The sequence below is a fragment of the Mesorhizobium sp. EU05-FHT14A09 genome, assembly GCF_058790995.1.
The window spans coordinates 597,331-616,483 of the sequence record NZ_JBYTDF010000001.1 but is presented as its reverse complement, the minus strand read 5'-3'; the positions used below and the strand labels follow the sequence as shown (position 1 = coordinate 616,483).

Below are 19,153 nucleotides of genomic sequence, written 5' to 3'. Positions count from 1 at the left end.
GCTTTTGGCCGGCTCTGCCTATAAGGCCGGTCACATCCGATTCAAACGATCGGTTTTGGGGCGTCGCCAAGCGGTAAGGCATCGGTTTTTGGTACCGACATTCCCAGGTTCGAATCCTGGCGCCCCAGCCAAAACATTCCATCAGCGCCTTCGACGCCATGATCGACGCGCTTCATGTTCCAGGTCAAGATTGCCTTCGCCGATGCATGCCTCGAAGGCGCCGTCATCGCACTCGCGCTAGGCCCCACATGCGCAAGGCCAAGCGGTTTCCAAACCACATGAAGGGAAAAGGGCCTGCGCCGTTGCATATCCTGCGTTGAACCACCAAGCAGACGACCAGCTCGTCTGACTTATCGGTACAATTGGTCCAAGCAAGAAGGCTGGTCACGCTGCTCCAAGATGGACGCCAGCATCGGGTGATTTCACGCGCATCACTGGCACAACCCGGCCAAGCCCCCTCCACCACAAGAATAGCAATCGTGTAGAAACCAGTTTCATGGGCACCCGACGCAACAGCGACGACGAGGGCCGAATGGAGCCTAAAGCGAAAAGGGCGAAGATAACGTTGAAGACGCCTAAATCAGCCGAGCCATAGCAGCGTCCGATCAGGAGATTGATTGCTAAACCGGCGGTGATCAGCAAGGCCCGATTGGATAAATTACGGTAAGACTTGTCGTTAATTTCTGGAGAATCGTCTCCAAAGTGCAGCGTAGGTTTTTCAAGAGCGCTCAGCGTGCCCGAATATCCGGTACTTGCCACCCGCGCCAGCTTCCGTCTAAAGCATAGCTTGTAATCGCCCTGCAGTCGCAGCGAGCGCGCTCCTTAACATCTTTTGCAAAAGCAGCTGGTATGTGTGGAATCTTTGGACTCGCAGTCAGAAATAGTCATTCGATGGATCGCGCGGCATTTGACGCTGCGCTGCGACGGCTCTTCCTCCTGTCGGAAAGTCGGGGCAAGGAGGCTGCCGGCATCGCACTGGCAAGCCCCAACCGGCTGACAGTTCATAAAGACTCGGTTTCAGCCGGCGAAATGTTGAAGACGGCTGACTATGAGCGGGCGCTCAAGCGCGGCACAGCCCCTTATTTCGAACAAGGTGCGGCTTCACTGGCGGCACTCGGCCACGCACGACTTGTCACGAATGGATTACAGGGTATCGACGCCAACAACCAGCCGGTCTGGCGTGACGACATCGTTATCGTGCACAACGGTATTGTGGTGAATTGGGAGACGCTGTGGGAGACTAATCCCGACATACGGCCGAATGCCGAAGTCGACACCGAAGTGATCGCAGCCCTGATCCATAAAGCGACCCAGTCGGGAAAGGATCCGACGGCGGCGATGGCGTCCGTCTTCAGCAAAATCGAAGGCGAGACGTCGATCGCCTTCTTCTCCGAAGGCGGCAATGCGATGTGGCTCGGCACCAATACCGGTTCCATTCACTTTTGCAGCAGCCCAGACGGCGCATTTTTCTTCGCTTCCGAACGCCGCATCTGTGAAGAATTGACCGAGGGTCGAGGTGCCCTGCCAGGCTTTACCGATGCAGAAATCACCCAACTGCGTCCTGGCCACGGTCTGGTCGTGCAACTCGACACGCTTGCAACAACCGAGTTCTCCTTGTCCGGTGAATTGCCAGCGCCTCAGATCAGCCTGACGCTTGAGACCCAGCGCATCGTCGAAGACAAGGCCTTCCGCATTCAAGAAGCGCGGGAGGGATTGTTGCGTTGCAGCCGTTGTCTGCTGCCATCGACCATGCCTTTTATCGCCTACGACGCGGACGGTGTGTGCAACTACTGCCACAACCACCAAACCTGGGAGCGGCAAGACGAAGCCACACTGCAGGAAAGTCTTGCCGCTGCTAGGTCAAAAGATGGCTCGCCTGACTGCGTGGTGGCATTTTCCGGAGGACGCGACAGCTCATACGGGTTGCATCTCCTGAAGCAGGAGTACGGAATGACCCCGCTGACCTTCAGCTACGACTGGGGAATGGTCACGGACCTGGCTAGACGGAACCAGGCGCGCATGTGCGGAAAACTCGGCGTGGAACATATCTGGATTTCAGCGGACATCAGGCAGAAACGCAACAATATACGGCGCAACGTCCGCGCATGGCTGAGCAAGCCGGATCTCGGCATCATCCCGCTGTTCATGGCCGGCGATAAGCAGTTCTTCTGGTATGCGAACGATATGATCAAGAAGTCGCGCATTCCATTGATGGTCTTCTGCACCAACCGCTATGAAAAGACGGATTTCAAGACGGGCTTCCTGAACATCCCGCCACGAGGCGGACGCTTTAACACGCCGTCCACCAAACGCTGGACCGAGAAGTTCGAACTCATCTACCAGTATGGCTCACGCTTCATAGGAAATCCACGCTATCTGAATTCGTCAATTGGAGATACGCTGTGGGCGTTTATGTCCTATTACGGGATCAATCAGGATCATCTCTACCTGTTTGACTATCTCGACTGGGACGAGAGCGAGATAGATCGTACCCTGGTCGGCGAATACAACTGGGAGCTTGCGGACGACACAGTATGTTCATGGCGCATCGGCGACGGCACCGCACCATTCTACAACTATATATACCACACCGTCGCCGGCTTCACCGAGCATGACACGTTTCGATCCAATCAGATACGCGACGGCAAGATCACACGAGAAGAGGGCCTTCGTTTGATCGAGCGCGACAATCAGCCCCGATGGAAATCCATTCGGGAATACTGCAATCTGATCAATCTCGACTTCGGCGAACTGATCCGTGGAATAGACCGCATTCCAAAGCTCTATATGAACAGCTGAAACGGCCTCCCAACTCCTTGATCAGCAGCCAGGTTTTGAAAGCCTCAAGATTGCCCAGGCTGCGTTTTGTATCTCCCAGGGAGAGCTGACGCGTGCATACGCACGCGCGCTTTCGCAACTCAGAACCGGGTTCAAGCCCTCTCGCAGTAGTTCATAGTTGGCGAGAGGGTACAACTTCCCCTCCGATATCAAAGCGCGAACACTAGCTTGCACGGTCTCGCGGATTGCATTGTCAAATCGTGCTGCAGTCGCCATCAGGCTCATGCTGTCGATCGTTCTGAATGAGATCCATGCCTTGCCGTGGTCGCCAGGGTAGCTAGGGGTGTTAATCGACACTCCATCCTTGTCTGACCAGCCGTCACGGGCAGTGCCCCACCAGTAATCCCATTGACCAGTTGCTGGTAACGAGCCACCAGGTGCGATGCGTCGAGTAAAGTGCTTGATGACGCTTTCGGCATCCTTGAGTGCAGGGGTCTCACCGTCTTCGGCTGCGCGAATGAGAGCGTAGGCCCATTCATTTTGATGATTGTAGGGAACGGCTACGCCGTCATACTTGAACTTGCTGCCTTTCGGCCAAGCAAGATTCGCCGTCTCGCGTGGCATCCATCGCACCGGTTCACCCGCTTGCAACAGAATATCGATGTGTCCCTGCAATGTCCGAACTGACTCTTCCAGTGCTGGAATGTCGAGTGATGATGCGTCGTTGCCCAGTTCCTCCCGGGCGCGCAACATAAGCAGAAGGAGGCGGCTCGTTTGCACCGCAAAGAGCGCTGGGCTGCGATCGATCGTAAAGGCCTTGGTCAGATACCCACCGTTACCGAAATGCTGGCCTACGAGTCCGAGCTCGTCGGAAAGGCGTCTACGGATATCGCTTGCAAGAGGTCCGAACACCGCTTGCATGTCTGAATCTCGAGACTGCAACATGAGAATGTCGAGCAATCCATTCAGATAATAGATCTGCGACCACGCGATGCGGCCCTCGGCATTGCTGACGCCATATTCCATCCACCCGCCCTGCTGGGACGTGGAAATGTCGCGAACGAACATCCGGCGAAGGGCTTCTGCATCTCTGGCCTGGTCGATACTCAAATGTCCTTGCGTATAGGTAAGATCGAAAGGCAACGCGGTGGCGTCCAGAACCGGCGTCTCCACATTTTTCGGGGCCGAGATGAAATAGCTTCCGGAGCGGCCGTCAGCGCTCCCTACAGGCTTCCTTGCGCACAAGGCAGCCGGACCGGAAGGCGTGCTTACAGCTTCGACTATCCTCTGGCAGTCGGCAATCCTATCGACAACCAAGCCCCCCCCATCCACTCGAGCGGAAAGTGTTCCGCCAAGGATATACAAATGTCCGCCCGACTCGATCACGAAGAGTTTCGGTATCATCTCGTAGGTCGCCCCAGCGGGGTCCTCGAGCGAAGGAATCAAAATGGGTTCACTGCTTGCCAGCAATCGCCCGTCCCTCAGCACAAAACGTAAAAGTACATTTGCGGCACGCGCATTATCATAGATAATTACTGCAACCTGGCGACCGTCAGAAAAAGCAGCGCGAAACATTGGTTTCGCATCGCTGCTGGCACCGATCGTGATTTCATCCAAGATACCGCCATTGTCCGCATAGGCACGCAAGCGCAGTCCATCGTCGGCAAGCGAGCGGAGAAAGACGACGCGCCCACCAACCCGACTTTCGAAAACCGGCAACAGATTTTCATGCCTAAAATCGTTGCGCTCGCGATCGCTGAGCTTGACGCTCAAGAAAGGTGTCTTCGTCTCGTCTTGGTCCCGCGCGACAGACGGAGGCGAAGCAATTGGCCGGAGAGGGATCTCGTTACCGGACATCTGGCTACGCCGATCTGGAGCAACGCAGGCGACCGCGCCCCGATACAGGTACGCCTCATATTCATTGACGACGAGATTCGGACCGTCTTTGATAACCGGGTACTTCTGGTAGCGCCCGTCGGAATTGAGGTATTTGCCCGTGATTGCAGCAATCCTCCGGGCAAGAGGCAGGTACCGGGGATAGCTGCAGGCCAGATTGAGAGCGGAACCCAAGTCATACGTTCTGGAGGCGACATCAACGTCAGAGCGCCACCGAGGCCATTGTCTTACGCGGTCATTTTCTGGATCGTCAAACTCATCGAGAGATCCGTACATCTTGTCCAGATCGAAACGAGAGCCAAGTACACCACCGTTTCGCGCATAAGTGGCGATGCCATGGATTATATAGGCGGCATGGCCAAGATCGTTGGGTACATCTTCGGTCAGCGAATAGTTCCAGAACCAACTTCCGGTGGCGGAATTCACTCGATGCTGGTCTAAAAGGACCTGCATCGTCCTGTCAGCGGTCTTGCGTAACAGATCGCGCTTTGCTTCACTCGCCACGTATGCGCTGTACCGTTGCATCTCGCCAGCCAGATAGGCGGCGGGGTTATAAGTATCGTAGCGCCGGTCTTCGACCGTAAGCGAATAGGGCGCGAGCCCAGACGGCGAGGCCATTTTTGATTCCAGATAAGGCGCGAAGGCCTTGTCTAGGGTATTAAGAATAGAATCCGCAGGAGCGTCGGGATCCTGCTCCATCCAGGATAATAGCGCGTCAGCGACGATCGCTGTGGAGATCGTGTATTCTGTGTTGGCAGGGTTGACTGATCCATCTGCGAAGGCATCCCACGCCACCGGCACTCCCCACCCAACGACCCCGTCGTGATTTTCGTCTGCGTGGCCAAGAAGATATCGGCCCGCCACGGCAGCAAGGGAAGGAAGATCCGGCATGATACCGTTTCGGGTCCTTTCCAATTCCGCCAACAAGACCTCAGCATAAGCCTTGGGTATGTGTTCTTCCGTGTTGCCCGGATAGTCGATCACTCCAAAACCTGGTCGGTCTTTGGGAAGAGCCGCATATACGCGACGCGCTATTGCTTCGAAATCGGAAGACACCTGCGCCGTTGCTGGCGTCGACATGGGCATGAAGCACAGAGCCGCACCGAAAAGCAGGGATAATTTCATTCCTGCATCTACGGATCGCGGCCTATCAAGGGTGACCAGCCGCGAGATGGCAAACAAAAACTGGAGCATATCAAGTCTGCGACATATTGTTGAGGTTTGATCCGAGCACACTGTAAGCCAGCTTCACGCTGGAATGGTTATTTTATCGCGGTCGATGAAGACAACGCCCTCCGCACACATTACCGCGAACAATCGTCCGCGGATTTCAGGGCTTGCTCCATCGCATGGTGAACTTAACAAACGAAACCGAATTGTGCGGCCCCGCCGACTTGAGCCACGCGCGCCGTTCTGTCAATCGGGGCGTTGACGCCCGACACCAAGCGATCGAGTTGGAGGATAGATTGCATACCTCGAGCCTGGTGAAGCTGAGGTCAACCCGGACCTGTCGCCGCTTCTGCGCAAAGACCGCGTGCACCTCAGATTATCGTGACGCGATCGTCGTCGTAGACGACAAAAGTACCGATGACACCTTTCTCGTGGCAATGTGAGCCCACGAAAAAGGTCCGAGAGTGACCATCCTGCGACACGCAGGTGACCAAGTCATGGGTAGAGCCAGCGCACCGGTTATGGCAACCTGACGGAATCGCGCCGCTATCTATCCCGCCCCTGCCACTCGCCGCGATACCAATCGACGAATTTTCGCAAACCATCTTCGATCGAAGTCTCAGGCTTAAAGCCGATGGCGTGGTCGAGCGCCGTTACATCAGCAAACGTACGTTCGACGTCGCCAGGCTGCATCGGCTCGTATTGGCGCTTGGCCTCGATGCCGATCAGACGCTCCAGCGTGTCGATGAATTCACCCAGCCGCGCTGGGTTGTTGTTGCCGATGTTGTAGAGCCGCGCCGGTGGTGTCTCGCAGGCAGGCGGATTGTCCAGCACCTTCACCACGGCTTCGACGATGTCGTCGATATAGGTGAAGTCACGCTGCATCTCACCATGGTTGAAAACGCGGATCGGCTTGCCGGAAAGGATGGCCTTGGTGAAAAGCCAATAGGCCATGTCCGGCCGGCCCCATGGGCCGTAGACGGTGAAGAAGCGCAGGCCGGTGAGCGGAATGGAATAAAGATGAGCATAGGTGTGGCTCATCAATTCGTCGGCCTTCTTGGTCGCCGCATAAAGCGAGACCGGTGTGTCGACCTTGTCGGTCTCCGCAAACGGTACTTTCTGGTTGCCGCCGTAGACCGAGCTGGAAGAGGCATAGACAAGATGTTCGAAATCCGGCTGCGTACGACAAAACTCGAGCACCTCCAGATGCCCGACGATGTTGGAACGAATGTAGGCGCGCGGATTGTCGAGCGAATAGCGCACGCCAGCCTGGGCGGCGAGATGCACGATACGTTTGATGCCGCGTCCTGAGAGTGAAGCCAGGGCCCCTTCATCCGCAATGTCGAGCTTGTGGAATGAGAAACCGGCGCGCGGCGTGAGGTGGTCGAGGCGCGCCTGTTTCAAGGCCGGATCATAATAGTCGTTCAGATTGTCAACGCCGATAACCTCCTCGCCCCTGTCGAGCAGGCGATGGCAGACATGGCTACCGATGAAGCCGGCCGCGCCGGTGACGAGTATGGGCAAAGGCGTTCTCCGTGACCGCAGGCTGCAACAGGCAAGCCTGTCGACAGTCGAGTGCTATCATCGGGCGAGTGCTATCACCGGGATTGTCGAAAGTTCAACAGCTGAATGGCGCAGGCGCGTCGCTCAGCTTGCCTCGCGCATGGCTTCCGCAGCCTGCAGGTCGACGGAAACCAGTTGGCTGACGCCCTGTTCGGCCATGGTGACGCCGAACAGGCGGTCCATGCGCGCCATGGTGATCGGATTGTGGGTGATGACGACGAAACGGGTCTCCGTCGACGCCGACATCTCATCCATCAGATTGCAGAAGCGCTCGACATTGTGGTCGTCAAGCGGCGCATCGACCTCGTCCAGCACGCAGATCGGCGCTGGATTGGTGAGGAAGACGGCGAAGATCAGCGACATGGCAGTCAGTGCCTGTTCGCCGCCAGACAACAGCGTCATGGTCTGCGGCTTCTTGCCGGGCGGGCGGGCAAGAATCTCAAGACCGGCCTCCAGCGGGTCCTCCGACTCGATCAACTGCAATTCGGCGGTGCCGCCACCAAACAGATGCGTGAACAGCCGCTGGAAATGCCCGTTGACGAGTTCGAAGGCGGCAAGCAGCCGCTCGCGACCTTCGCGATTGAGACTTTGGATGGCCTGGCGCAGCTTACGGATCGCCTCGATGACGTCCTCACGTTCGGAAACGATGGTTTCCAGTCGCTCCGATAGCTCGCGCTGCTCTTCCTCGGCACGCAGATTGACGGCACCGAGCCGTTCGCGCTCGATCTTCAGCCGTTCCAGCTGGCGCTCGATCTCGCCCATGTCGGGCATCGGGCTGTCGGCCTCCAGCCCGGTATGGCGGATAACCAGATGCGGCGGCGTGTTGAGCGCCTCCTGGATACGCCCTTCTACTTCCTGCCGACGCTCGTCGGCGGCGGTCAACCGTTCTTCGGCACGCACGCGTGCTTCGCGGGCTTCTGCCAGCGTGGTGATAGCCGCCGTCGCGGCCTTGTCGAGTTCGGCCTGTCGGTTTTCGGCCTCCTGCAGCCGGTCGGCTGCGTTCTTGCGCAACGCCTCGGCTTCCGAAAGCTGCGACAGCAGCGCGCGGCGGCGCCGGTCGAGCTCGTCGGGCGCATCGGCAAGCTGCTCGCGTTCGACCGCGGCTTCCGCCTTGCGTTCACCGAGCGAGGCAATCTGGGCGGAAGCGTTTTCTGCGCGTGAGAGCCAGTTGTTACGCTCCACCTGAATGGCCTCGAGACGACGCGTGCGCGCCTCGGCTTCGCGTTTCAGCCCATCATGGACGGCGCGTGCATCGGCGAGCGCCGCACGATCGCGCGAGACATGCGCGGCTGCCTGCTCGAGCCGAGACTGCAGGTCGGCAAGGTCAGGAGCATCTTTCAGCTGCTCTTCCGCCTCGACATAGATGGCTGAGGCTTCTTCGTGGGCCTCGACCACACGGGCGCGGGATTCGGTCAGGGCGGCCCGCCGTGTCGTGAACTCACCGGCCGCTCTTTCCGCCTGGACCAGCGCACTGTGCGCTGCGTCAAGCGCATGTTGCGCTTCACGCCAGGCCTGACGTGCTTCCTTTTCAGCTTCAACGGAGACACGTAGACCAGCTTCCGCCTTGGCAAGGGTTTCTTCGGCTGCGCGTACCACAAGTGTGGCGGCAATGGCCTCGGCGTCGAGCTCGGCCAAGCGGTTCTTCTGGGCCAAACGTTGCGCGGCCGGCGTCGGCGCATCGGCACTCGCCGTGAAGCCGTCCCAACGCCAGAGAGCCCCTTCGCGACTTACCAGCCGCTGGCCGGGCAGCAGCGATGCCTGCAGGCGCTTGCCGTCACCGGCTTCGACGATACCAATCTGTGCGAGCCGGCGCGCCAACTGCCCAGGTGCCTTGACAACACTGGCCAAACTGCGAGCGCCCTCCGGCAAGGCAGGGTCACCCGCCTGCACTTCACCGTCGCCCCAGTGCACGGGAGCACTGCGATCCAGCGGCACGTCGAGGTCTTCACCAAGGGCTGCACCCAACGCGGTCTCGAAGCCACGTTCGACGCTGATCTGTTCCAGCACAGCCGGGAAAAGGTCACCCCCACCAACCGAATTCAGGATCTTCGCCAGCGTGCGCGCTTCCGTTTCGACACGGGCGAGTTCCGCCTTGGCCTCCTGCAGCGGAGCGCGCGCGGCGGCTTCTGCGGTGCGTGCCTCGACAACCTGCTGTTCACTCTCCAGTGCCGCATGTTCGGTGGCGGCAAGCGCCTCGGTGGCCTCCTCGACCAAAACCTTTTTCTCGGCCGGATCGGCCAAGGCAGCGATACGCTGACCGATTTCGGCAAGCTCGCGATCGGCATCGGCAAGCTGGCGGGCAAAGCGGTCGCGCCGTTCGGCGGCTTCGCGCAAAGTACGCTCGATCTGATTGCGGCCAGCAGCCGCTTCCGCCCGCTCGGCGGTCAGCTTGGCAAGCTTCTCCTCGCTGGCCGTCAATGTGGCCGTCGCCTGTTCGAAGGCAGCGCGGGTGTTGGCCTCACGCTCGGCCGCGCCGGCATTTTCCGCATTCAGCGTCGTTTCTTCCGCTGCCAGCCGCTCCAGCACGGCAGCATTGTCGCGCACCATGCGTTCCTCGCGCTCGATGTCGGCGTCGAGCTGCTGCAGGCGACGGTCGAGTTCCGTCTGGCGAGCGGTGATGCGGCCAGCCTCTTCCTCGATCTGCGACTTGGCGATCGACAGGCGTTGGAAGGCAGCGGCGGCCTTGGCCTCCGCATCACGAAGATCCGGCAGGCGGTGCGCGCTGATCGCCTGTTCCTTCGCGGCATTCATCTGCGAATTGGCGCGGTCGCCGACCAGCGCGGTCGCCGTTGCCAGTGCCGAGCGCGCCTCGCCTTCCTGTGCTTTAGCTAGCGTCCAGCGCAGATGCAGCAAGGTGGCTTCCGCCTTGCGGATGTCGGCCGAAAGGTTCTTGAAGCGCGAAGCCTGACGCGCCTGGCGTTTCAGGCTCTCGATCTGGCTTTCCAGCTCGCCGACGACGTCGTCCAGCCGCTCGAGGTTCTGCTCGGCACCCTTGAGCCGCAGTTCTGCTTCATGGCGGCGGGTGTGCAATCCGGAAATGCCGGCGGCTTCTTCCAGCAGCGCTCGGCGCGCCTGCGGCTTGGCCTGAATCAACTCGCCGATGCGCCCTTGTCCGACCATCGAAGGCGAACGGGCGCCGGTCGACTGGTCGGCGAAGAGAAGCTGCACGTCCTTGGCGCGCGCCTCCTTGCCATTGATGCGGTAGACCGAACCTGCCTCGCGCTCGATACGGCGCGAAACCTGCAATTCGTCGGCATCGTTGAAGGCCGATGGCGCCGTGCGATCGACATTGTCGAGAAAAAGCGTGACTTCGGCGGTGTTGCGGGCCGGTCGTGTGTTTGAGCCCGAGAAAATGACGTCGTCCATGCCGGACGCGCGCATGTTCTTGTAGGAGCTTTCGCCCATCACCCAGCGGAGAGCTTCCACCAGGTTGGACTTGCCGCAGCCATTCGGCCCGACGATACCGGTGAGACCGCGTTCGATAACGAACTCACCGGGTTCGACGAAGGATTTGAAACCGAGCAGGCGCAGCCGCGAAAATTTCATTCGCGCAGCCCCGTACGGGCGCTCGCGCCGAGCCGCTGCCGCCCCGGCGCAGCCGGAACGTCAGAGCAGAGGGTCGATGATGGCCGACATTTCCTCAATCGACAACGCACCCTTGTAGGTTTGACCGTTGATGAAGAAGGTCGGCGTTGAGTCGACCTTGAATTCGTCCGCGCCGCGCTTCTGCACTGATCTGACTTGGTCCAGAAGTTTCTGGTCCGTCAAGCAGGCATTGAAGCTCTCCTGTGTAAAACCGGCCAGCTTGGACAATTGGAACATGGCATCCTTGACGTTTTCAGCCACGGCCCAGTTCTGCTGCTGCTTGAAGAGCACATCCACCATCGGGAAATAATTGTCGCCGGCGCAGCGCGCCAGCATGAAACCCGCCTCGGCGCGGGGATCGAACGGGAACTCGCGGAAGATCAAACGTGCCTTGCCAGTGTCGATGTACTTGGTCTTCAGCTCGGGTAGCGTTGTCTCATGGAAATGCGCGCAATGCGGGCAGGTCATGGAAGCGTATTCGACGATGGTGACCTTGGCGTCATCCTTGCCGAGCTGCCTTTCCGGCAACGCACCAAGCTTGAGGAGTTCAGTCATGTTGACGGAACCCGATGACTGCGGAGCCGCCGCCGTCGGCTTTGCGGCCGGCTTCATCGTGTCCGCTGGTTTGGCTGGCTCGGCCGGCTTGGCCGTTTCGGCTTCCGCCTCGCCTGCTTTGTTGCAGGCCGCGAGCGCCAACGCTGCCGGTGCGACGGCCAGCGTGGTCAGAATGTGTCTGCGAGACAGAAGACGGTTCATCGAATCACCTGATCAGGATTGGAATTTTGCAATGGATAGCCAAGGAAAAGCGAGAGTTCGCGGGAATTAAGGCATTGCGGGCCCCGAGTCCAATCGCGAAAAGCTGTTGAAATGATCACGAAAACGCGAGAGCGCGGTGAAGTCTATTTGCGCCGGCCAATGATGGAGGCACCCAGCCTCTCCAGCGAAGCACGCAGGGCATCGTCTTCCACAACGCCAACGACCCGCTCCAGCCGGCTCTTCTCCAACGGGGTCAATTGCCTTGGAGGCTGGGCCGTGCGGCGCTTGGTCTCCGTCAACGGTTTTTGCACAATACGGATCCGGCCGATGGCCCGGAAGCCCAGAAACGCGTTGACGCGACCGATGATCTCATCGGCCTGATGCTGGAGATGAAGTGCGGCAACGCCTTGGCAGGCAACCACCAGGGCGGCTGGCTCGAACGGATCCTCCTCGCGCATGCGACGGGGCCACTGGATTCGCTCGGGCCGCGACGTGCCTGCAAGCCGCGGCCCGACAATCTCCTCCCAGGACTGGACGAGACCGATCGAGATACCGGCGCGCTTGCGCAGCACCGGTTCCAGAATGCCGGTTGCGAGATCGCTGACCGGTACAGGATTGCCGTAAGGGGGTTTCCCTGTCATGCGTTCTCCGTCAGACAGCAGGACCGGCTGAACCGCATCCCGAACGATCAATGACACTGCCCGACCAGACCCGCAAGCCCGCACATGACAGCGGGACCGATATCGCCACCCGACTGCTTGGCTGGTACGACGCGCATCATCGCGAACTGCCCTGGCGCGTGGCCCCGCGCGACCTGGCCAGAGGCGCGAAGCCGGACCCATATCGTGTCTGGCTCTCCGAGGTGATGCTGCAGCAGACCACCGTGGAAGCCGTAAAAGCCTACTTCCAGGCTTTCCTGGAACGCTGGCCCACCATACAGGCACTCGGCGCGGCGAGTTCCGACGATGTCATGAAGGCATGGGCCGGGCTCGGCTATTATTCGCGGGCGCGGAACCTGAAAGCCTGCGCAGACCAGATTGCGGCACAGGGCAGCCGCTTCCCCGATACCGAAAGCGGCCTGCGCGCGCTTCCCGGCATCGGCGCCTATACCGCAGCCGCGATTGCGGCCATCGCCTTCAACCGGCCTGCCGCTGTTGTCGATGGAAATGTCGAACGCGTCGTTGCGCGGCTGTTTTCGATCGCCACGCCGCTGCCACTGGCCAAGCCGGAAATCCGTGCACGCGTCGAAGAGATGTTGTCGCATGACAGGCCGGGCGACTTCGCCCAGGCGATGATGGATCTCGGCGCCACCATCTGTACGCCGCGCAAGCCGCGCTGCATGTCGTGCCCGTTGCGACAGGACTGCAGTGTGATCCTCTCCGGCGATCCGGAACTCTATCCGGTAAAGCTCGCCAAGCCTGAGAAGCCATCGCGACGGGGAGCAGCCTTCGTCGCGATCCGCAGCGATGGCGCCATTCTCCTGCACAAGCGGCCCGAAAAAGGCCTGCTCGGCGGCATGAGCGAAGTGCCGACCACAGGCTGGACCGCACGCGTGGACGGCGCCACCGGAGCAGATGCCGCGCCGTTTCCAGCAGACTGGCGCTCTTGCGGTGCGATCAGCCATGTCTTCACACATTTTTCGCTGGAACTCAGCGTCTATGCCGCAAGCGTCGACTTCGTGGCGGCACCACAAGGCTTCTTCTGGTCACGGCCGGGCTGGATCAACGACGAGGCCTTGCCCACTGTCATGAAAAAGGCAATCGAAGTGGCTATGCCCGGCTCAACCCAAAAGGGCCCGCACAAGAGGAAAGCATGACTGAAGTCCGCCACATCGTCTTCGACATCGGCAAGGTGCTGCTGCACTACGATCCCAGCCTGCCCTTCAACCGACTGATCCCGGATGCGGCGGAGAGGCAATGGTTCTTCGACAATGTCTGCACGAGCGACTGGAATGTGGAACAGGATCGCGGCCGCACCTGGGAAGAAGCGGAAGGCTTGTTGCTCGCTCGACACCCGGACCACGCCGAGAACATCCGCAATTTTCGCCGGCATTGGCATGAGATGGTGCCGCACGCTTATGACGACAGCGTCACGCTGATGGAAAGGCTGATCGACCAGGGTCGCGACGTCACCATGCTGACCAACTTCGCGTCCGATACGTACCGGGAAGCACAGGAACGTTTTCCGTTTCTGAAGCTGCCGCGCGGCGTCACCGTTTCAGGCGACATCAAACTCATCAAGCCCGACCGCGCCATCTACGACCACCACATCCAATCCTTCGACCTTGAACCAGCGGCGACGCTGTTCATCGACGACAGTCAAAAAAATGTCGAGGGTGCCAAGGAAGCCGGTTGGCAGGCGGTGCCGTTTACCGATGCTGCAACATTGAAGCGCGACCTGACCGAGCGGGGAATTGCGATATGAGCGCCAGGCATGATCCGGCCGAGACACTCGCCCGTTTCCACGACGTCACCAACGCCCAGGATTTCGCCGCCATCGAGGCGATGTTCGCGCCGGACGTCGTCTATGTTTCACAAGGTGTTGGCGGCCGCATCGAAGGCCGGGATGCCGTGATGGCTGCTTTCCGCACCTATTTCGAGGAGTATCCGGACCAGGAAGCGGAAGACAAGAAGCTGGAAGAGCTGTCGCCAAACAGTGCTCGCTCCGAATGGTCGCTGACAGGAACCAGCACAAAGACCGGCGTGTGGCGGGAGCGGCACGGCGCCGAGACCATCACTCTTGACGGTGATGGCCTGATCGTCCGTGTGGACGTGGAGGGTTAGGCTCTAGCTTTTGTTTCGCCGCGCGATCTTGCCCGAAGTCTGCAGCAGTCGCAGACTTCGGTTCGAGATCAGGCTCCAGCCCGTTCCATGCCGAGCCGCGCGATCTTGCGCAGTTCGTCGATCGGCGTCAGTCCGCCGGCCCGTTCATAATGCCAGAAGGTCCAGCCGTTGCAGGCATCCAGCCCCTGCACTTCGGCGCCGACCTTGTGGATGGAGCCAGCACTCTCACCGACGGCAAGCGTGCCGTCCGCACGTACCTTCGCCGACCAGCGGCGCTTGGCGTCGTAAAGCGTGGTACCGGGCTTGACCAGCCCGTTGTCGATCAGGCTGACAAAGGCGACGCGCGGCTCCGCCCGCTTGCCGGCAAGAATCGTCAGGTCGACACCTTCGAGGGGCTTTACCGCGGCAATGCGTTCATTGGCGGCGTCGATGTATGATTGCTCGCGCTCGATGCCGACGAAGTGGCGTCCGAGGCGCTTGGCAACCGCACCGGTGGTGCCGGAGCCAAAGAACGGATCGAGTACGACATCACCCGGCTTGGTCGAAGCCAGCATGATGCGCGCCAGCAGTGCTTCCGGTTTTTGCGTCGGGTGCAGCTTGTCGCCGTTGTCATCCTTCAGCCGTTCGCCACCGGTGCAGATGGGGAAGAGCCAGTCGGAGCGCATCTGCACGTCGTCATTGGCGGCCTTCAGAGCTTCGTAGTTGAAGGTATAGCCCTTGGATTTCTGGTCGCGCGATGCCCAGATCATCGTTTCATGGGCATTCTGGAAGCGGCGGCCACGGAAATTCGGCATCGGATTGGTCTTGCGCCAGACGACGTCGTTGAGGATCCAGAAGCCGAGATCCTGCATCTTGGCGCCGACGCGGAAGATGTTGTGATAGGAGCCGATCACCCAGATGGTGCCGTTCGGCTTCAGAACGCGGCGTGCCGCGAGCAGCCAGGCACGGGTGAAGGCATCATAGGCCTCGAAACTCTCGAACTGATCCCAATGGTCGTCGACCGCGTCGACCTTGGACTGATCGGGCCGATGCAATGTGCCTTCCAGCTGCAGGTTGTAGGGCGGATCGGCAAAGATCACATCCACCGATTTTTCCGGCAGCCGATCGAGCGCAGCGACGCAATCGCCTTTCAGGATCGTGTCCAGCCATTCGGACTGCTGAGGAGTGTGGGATAGTTCGTCGAGGAGACGCACGGCAGACATGCTGATTACCCAGGGCACGCGTTACATTTACCAGCCGTTATGGTTACCGTTTTCAGTAAATATTTGATGAAGTGAAGGCGTGATTTGCCGCTCGCCGGCGCTTGGTGTATGCCGCGCCGGCCTTCCCTGAAGCGTTTCCGTTTTAGCGGAAACGCCCTAACTCTTTGGTTTTTACGCAGTTCCGGACGGAAAATTGCTACGCACTTTTCCTGGAATTGCTTCTAGAGCGTTTCCGTGTTTCACGGAAACGCGGAAACACTCTAACTCTTTGGTTTTTACGCAATTCCGGGCGGAAAACCGCTACGCACTTTTCCTGGAATTGCTCCAACGCAGATGGACCGACATGCCCCAGCCAGACCTTGTCATTTTTGATTGCGACGGCGTGCTCGTCGATTCCGAAATCATCGCCGCACGCGTCGAAGCCGAACTAATCACCGAAGCAGGCTTCGAAATCAGCGCCGAGGAGATCGCCGAAACCTATGCTGGCCTGACCTTCAAAGACATCATGATGGCGATCGAGCACAAGGCGAACATCCCTTTTCAGGCATCGCTGATCACGCGTGCCGAAGAACTGGTCGACCGCAAGCTGCGTTCCGACGTGCGTGCCATCGACGGTGTGCACGAGGCCGTCGCCTCGGTGACGGCGCCACGTTGCATCTGCTCCAATTCGAGTTCGGAGCGCATCGCCTTCATGCTGGAAAAGGTCCGGCTTCTGCCTCTGTTCGAAGGTCGTATCTTCTCGGCACTCGAAACGCCGTCGAGAAAGACCAAGCCGGCACCGGACGTCTTCCTGCACGCAGCCGAGGTGCTGAAAGCAAATCCTGCAAACACCTTCGTGGTCGAGGATTCCGCCCATGGCATCCACGGTGCCCGCGCCGCGGGCATGCGGGTGATCGGCTTCACCGGCGCCTCACACAGCTATCCTGGCCATGCCGACATCCTGACCGAGGCAGGCGCCGAAACGGTGATCAGCCGCTGGTCCGACCTGAAGGGTGTCCTGGCGGCGCTGTCGGAGTGGTCGGAAGACGCCTGAGGCAGGCTATCCACCAAACAAAAAAGGGGCTAACGCCCCTTTTTAATTTCGCACCGCGAAACGCGCCCTAGCGCGGAATATCCGAGATGGTGGTCTGGTTGCCCTGTGCAGGTGCAGCCGGCGCATTGGCCACGGGAGCCGCCTTCGGCTTCGGCCTGCGCACGCGGCGCTTCACCGGCTGGTCTTCGTCCGATTTCTGCACCTTCTTCGGCCCTTCGTCGAAACCTGCGAAGGCCTGATAGGTGGCAGCAGCCGGTTGAGGGATGGAGATGTTGGAATCATTCAGCACGAACTGAGTGGCCGTCGAGGTGTCGGAAACCTGCACCTTATGCTGGTAGATCTGCGAATAAAGGACCTTGTCGCCTTCGACCACGGCGATGCGGATCGGCAAGGTAACGGTGCCCGGCACCGCCGTCGGGCCAGGCACGATGCGGCCGGCCACGGCAATCTTCATGTTGAGCATGCCGTTGTCGCGCGTGCAGTCGCGCGTCACGTCGCCGATCGAGGCCTGGTAGGCAAGCCGGGCTGAATCGTCCTGCGTCGTCTCGGTTGCGAGCGCCGGGTCCTGCCCCTTGGGCGCCTTCGGTTTCGCGGCGGCCTTACCATAGGTGTTGTGGACTGCCGTGCCTTCGCGCAGCGTGACCTTGGGGCAATACGCCCTGAGATCCGAAGCCTTGGCCTTGGCCACGTCGGCGTTGATCGCCGCCTCGTCCTTCTTGCCCACTCCAAGGAAACCACCACCGGAGCCACCGCCGTCGCTTGATTGGCAGCCTGCGACGATCAGCATAAAGCCCATGGACATGAAACCCGCGACAAGGCGGCTGTTGGACGAACGAAACACCATAAAAAGCAGTTCCCTCACGCGAAGCTGGCGACCTATAGCAACGAGACGGCAAAAATGCGACTGAGGACGCGCACAAAATCCACGCCTTAGCCCAAAGTGAGGGCAATTGGCCGGAATGGCAGTTGAAATGGAAAATCGACAATGCGCTATGTGAGTACCCGCGGAGAAGCCCCCGCGCTCGGATTTTCAGATACAGTGCTGGCCGGCCTGGCACGGGACGGTGGACTTTATGTGCCCGAAACCTGGCCGCATTTCTCGCCAGCCGAACTCAAATCCATGCGCGGGCTTTCTTACGCCGATCTCGCCATTCGTGTGCTGACGCCTTTCCTCGGCGGCGAAATCGCCCCTGCGGTGTTCGCGAAGCTGGTGCGCGAGGCCTATGCCACATTCCGTCATGACGCGGTGTGTCCGCTGGTCCAGACCGGGCCCAACACCTTCGTGCTCGAACTCTTCCATGGCCCGACGCTGGCCTTCAAGGATGTCGCCATGCAGTTGCTTGGCCGGCTGATGGACCATGTGCTTTCCGAGCGTGGCGAACGAGCGACCATTGTCGGTGCGACGTCGGGCGACACAGGCGGCGCAGCGATCGAGGCCTTTGCCGGGCGCGAGCGCACCGACATCGTCATCCTGTTTCCGAACGGACGCGTCTCGCCGGTACAACAGCGACAAATGACGACTTCGACCGCCGCCAACGTGCATGCGCTGGCGATCGAGGGTAATTTCGACGACTGCCAGGGCCTGCTGAAGGACATGTTCAATGACCACGCCTTCCGCGACGCGGTCTCGCTGTCGGGCGTCAATTCGATCAACTGGGCGCGCATCATGGCCCAGATCGTCTACTACTTCACCTCGGCCCTGTCGCTCGGCGCGCCCGACCGGCCGGTATCCTTCACCGTGCCGACCGGCAATTTCGGCGACATCTTCGCCGGGTACGCAGCCAAACGCATGGGGCTTCCGATCGAGCGCCTGGTGATCGCCACCAACGACAACGACATCCTGGCGCGGACGCTTTCCAGCGGCGAATACCGCATGAAGGGCGTCGTCGCGACGACCTCGCCTTCGATGGACATCCAGGTGTCGTCGAATTTCGAGCGTTTGCTGTTCGAGGTCTCGCAGCGCGATGCCGAGACGGTGCGCCGCTATATGAATTCGCTGAAGCAGTCCGGTGCCTTCACCATCGAGACGGATGGGCTTGCTCGCATCCGTGCAGAATTCGATGCCGGACGCGCGACTCAGGACGAAGTCGCCGAGACGATCCGCTCCACCCTAGCCCGTTCGAACTACCTGCTCGATCCCCATACCGCGTCGGGCGTTCATGTCGCTGCCTTGCAATCGGCCAGCAACACTCCGATGATCGTGCTGGGTACCGCGCATCCTGCGAAATTCCCGGCTGCAGTCGAAGCGGCAAGCGGAATCTACCCTTCCCTGCCTTCATGGCTTGCCGACTTAATGAATTCGGAGGAAAAGTATGCGGTACTTCCATCGGACCTGAAAATGGTGGAAGATTATGTCCGTCGCCGCTCCCGGGCGGCGCGTTAGGGAG

The 19,153-nt window shown here is 59.9% G+C and carries 14 protein-coding genes and 1 tRNA gene; 7 read left to right on the top strand and 8 right to left on the bottom strand.

All coding sequences use genetic code 11. The features are described from left to right. Positions 1 to 56: 56 nt before the first annotated feature. Positions 57 to 131: transfer RNA gene (locus AC3WTO_RS02780), tRNA-Gln, on the top strand. Between the two features lie 253 nt (positions 132 to 384). On the opposite strand, the gene AC3WTO_RS02775 is transcribed toward AC3WTO_RS02780, so the two are convergent. After that, positions 385 to 759 carry a hypothetical protein gene (locus AC3WTO_RS02775; protein ID WP_492459154.1) on the bottom strand — a complete coding sequence of 125 codons (375 nt, stop codon included), beginning with the start codon at positions 757 to 759 and terminating at the stop codon, positions 385 to 387. Between the two features lie 132 nt (positions 760 to 891). Here AC3WTO_RS02775 and AC3WTO_RS02770 point away from each other — a divergent pair, with 132 nt between their 5' ends. Next, positions 892 to 2,799, top strand: coding sequence for a hypothetical protein (locus AC3WTO_RS02770; RefSeq protein WP_492459153.1), 1,908 nt, complete (start codon positions 892 to 894; stop codon positions 2,797 to 2,799). A 21-nt stretch (positions 2,800 to 2,820) separates the two neighbouring features. Here AC3WTO_RS02770 and AC3WTO_RS02765 read toward each other — a convergent pair whose 3' ends face one another. The 5 genes from AC3WTO_RS02765 to AC3WTO_RS02745 form a co-directional block, all read right to left on the bottom strand. After that, complete coding sequence (locus AC3WTO_RS02765; protein WP_492459152.1) at positions 2,821 to 5,868, bottom strand: hypothetical protein; 3,048 nt, start codon at positions 5,866 to 5,868, stop codon at positions 2,821 to 2,823. 522 nt (positions 5,869 to 6,390) lie between these two features. Continuing rightward, the gene (locus AC3WTO_RS02760) at positions 6,391 to 7,368 is read right to left on the bottom strand and encodes an NAD-dependent epimerase/dehydratase family protein (RefSeq protein WP_492459151.1); all 978 of its coding nucleotides are present in this window, start codon (positions 7,366 to 7,368) and stop codon (positions 6,391 to 6,393) included. Between the two features lie 123 nt (positions 7,369 to 7,491). Next, positions 7,492 to 10,953 (bottom strand): chromosome segregation protein SMC, encoded by a 3,462-nt coding sequence (smc, locus tag AC3WTO_RS02755; protein WP_492459150.1) that lies wholly within the window; start codon positions 10,951 to 10,953, stop codon positions 7,492 to 7,494. 60 nt (positions 10,954 to 11,013) lie between these two features. After that, entirely contained in the window at positions 11,014 to 11,748 is a 735-nt protein-coding gene (locus AC3WTO_RS02750; protein WP_492459149.1) for a DsbA family protein, read from the bottom strand. Positions 11,749 to 11,891: 143 nt separating this feature from the next. Beyond that, positions 11,892 to 12,389, bottom strand: coding sequence for a DUF721 domain-containing protein (locus AC3WTO_RS02745; protein WP_492459148.1), 498 nt, complete (start codon positions 12,387 to 12,389; stop codon positions 11,892 to 11,894). A 50-nt stretch (positions 12,390 to 12,439) separates the two neighbouring features. On the opposite strand from AC3WTO_RS02745, the gene mutY reads away from it, so the two are divergent. Genes mutY through AC3WTO_RS02730 form a run of 3 tightly spaced genes read left to right on the top strand, consistent with a single transcriptional unit; the run spans position 12,440 to position 14,531 of the window. Next, positions 12,440 to 13,564 carry an A/G-specific adenine glycosylase gene (gene mutY, locus AC3WTO_RS02740; protein WP_492459147.1) on the top strand — a complete coding sequence of 375 codons (1,125 nt, stop codon included), beginning with the start codon at positions 12,440 to 12,442 and terminating at the stop codon, positions 13,562 to 13,564. Then, the gene (locus tag AC3WTO_RS02735) at positions 13,561 to 14,172 is read left to right on the top strand and encodes an HAD family hydrolase (RefSeq protein ID WP_492459146.1); all 612 of its coding nucleotides are present in this window, start codon (positions 13,561 to 13,563) and stop codon (positions 14,170 to 14,172) included. Before mutY ends, AC3WTO_RS02735 begins: the two co-directional genes overlap by 4 nt. Next, positions 14,169 to 14,531 (top strand): nuclear transport factor 2 family protein, encoded by a 363-nt coding sequence (locus AC3WTO_RS02730; RefSeq protein ID WP_492459145.1) that lies wholly within the window; start codon positions 14,169 to 14,171, stop codon positions 14,529 to 14,531. The genes AC3WTO_RS02735 and AC3WTO_RS02730 overlap by 4 nt, the downstream gene beginning before the upstream one ends. Before the next feature lie 68 nt (positions 14,532 to 14,599). On the opposite strand, the gene AC3WTO_RS02725 is transcribed toward AC3WTO_RS02730, so the two are convergent. After that, a complete protein-coding gene (locus AC3WTO_RS02725; RefSeq protein ID WP_492459144.1) occupies positions 14,600 to 15,733 on the bottom strand; it encodes a site-specific DNA-methyltransferase in 1,134 nt (377 codons plus the stop codon). Positions 15,734 to 16,076: 343 nt separating this feature from the next. Here AC3WTO_RS02725 and AC3WTO_RS02720 point away from each other — a divergent pair, with 343 nt between their 5' ends. Further along, positions 16,077 to 16,766 (top strand): HAD family hydrolase, encoded by a 690-nt coding sequence (locus AC3WTO_RS02720; RefSeq protein ID WP_492459143.1) that lies wholly within the window; start codon positions 16,077 to 16,079, stop codon positions 16,764 to 16,766. 67 nt (positions 16,767 to 16,833) lie between these two features. On the opposite strand, the gene AC3WTO_RS02715 is transcribed toward AC3WTO_RS02720, so the two are convergent. Continuing rightward, complete coding sequence (locus tag AC3WTO_RS02715; protein ID WP_492459142.1) at positions 16,834 to 17,610, bottom strand: hypothetical protein; 777 nt, start codon at positions 17,608 to 17,610, stop codon at positions 16,834 to 16,836. Between the two features lie 141 nt (positions 17,611 to 17,751). On the opposite strand from AC3WTO_RS02715, the gene thrC reads away from it, so the two are divergent. Continuing rightward, a complete protein-coding gene (gene thrC / locus AC3WTO_RS02710; protein WP_492459141.1) occupies positions 17,752 to 19,149 on the top strand; it encodes a threonine synthase in 1,398 nt (465 codons plus the stop codon). Positions 19,150 to 19,153 lie beyond the last annotated feature (4 nt).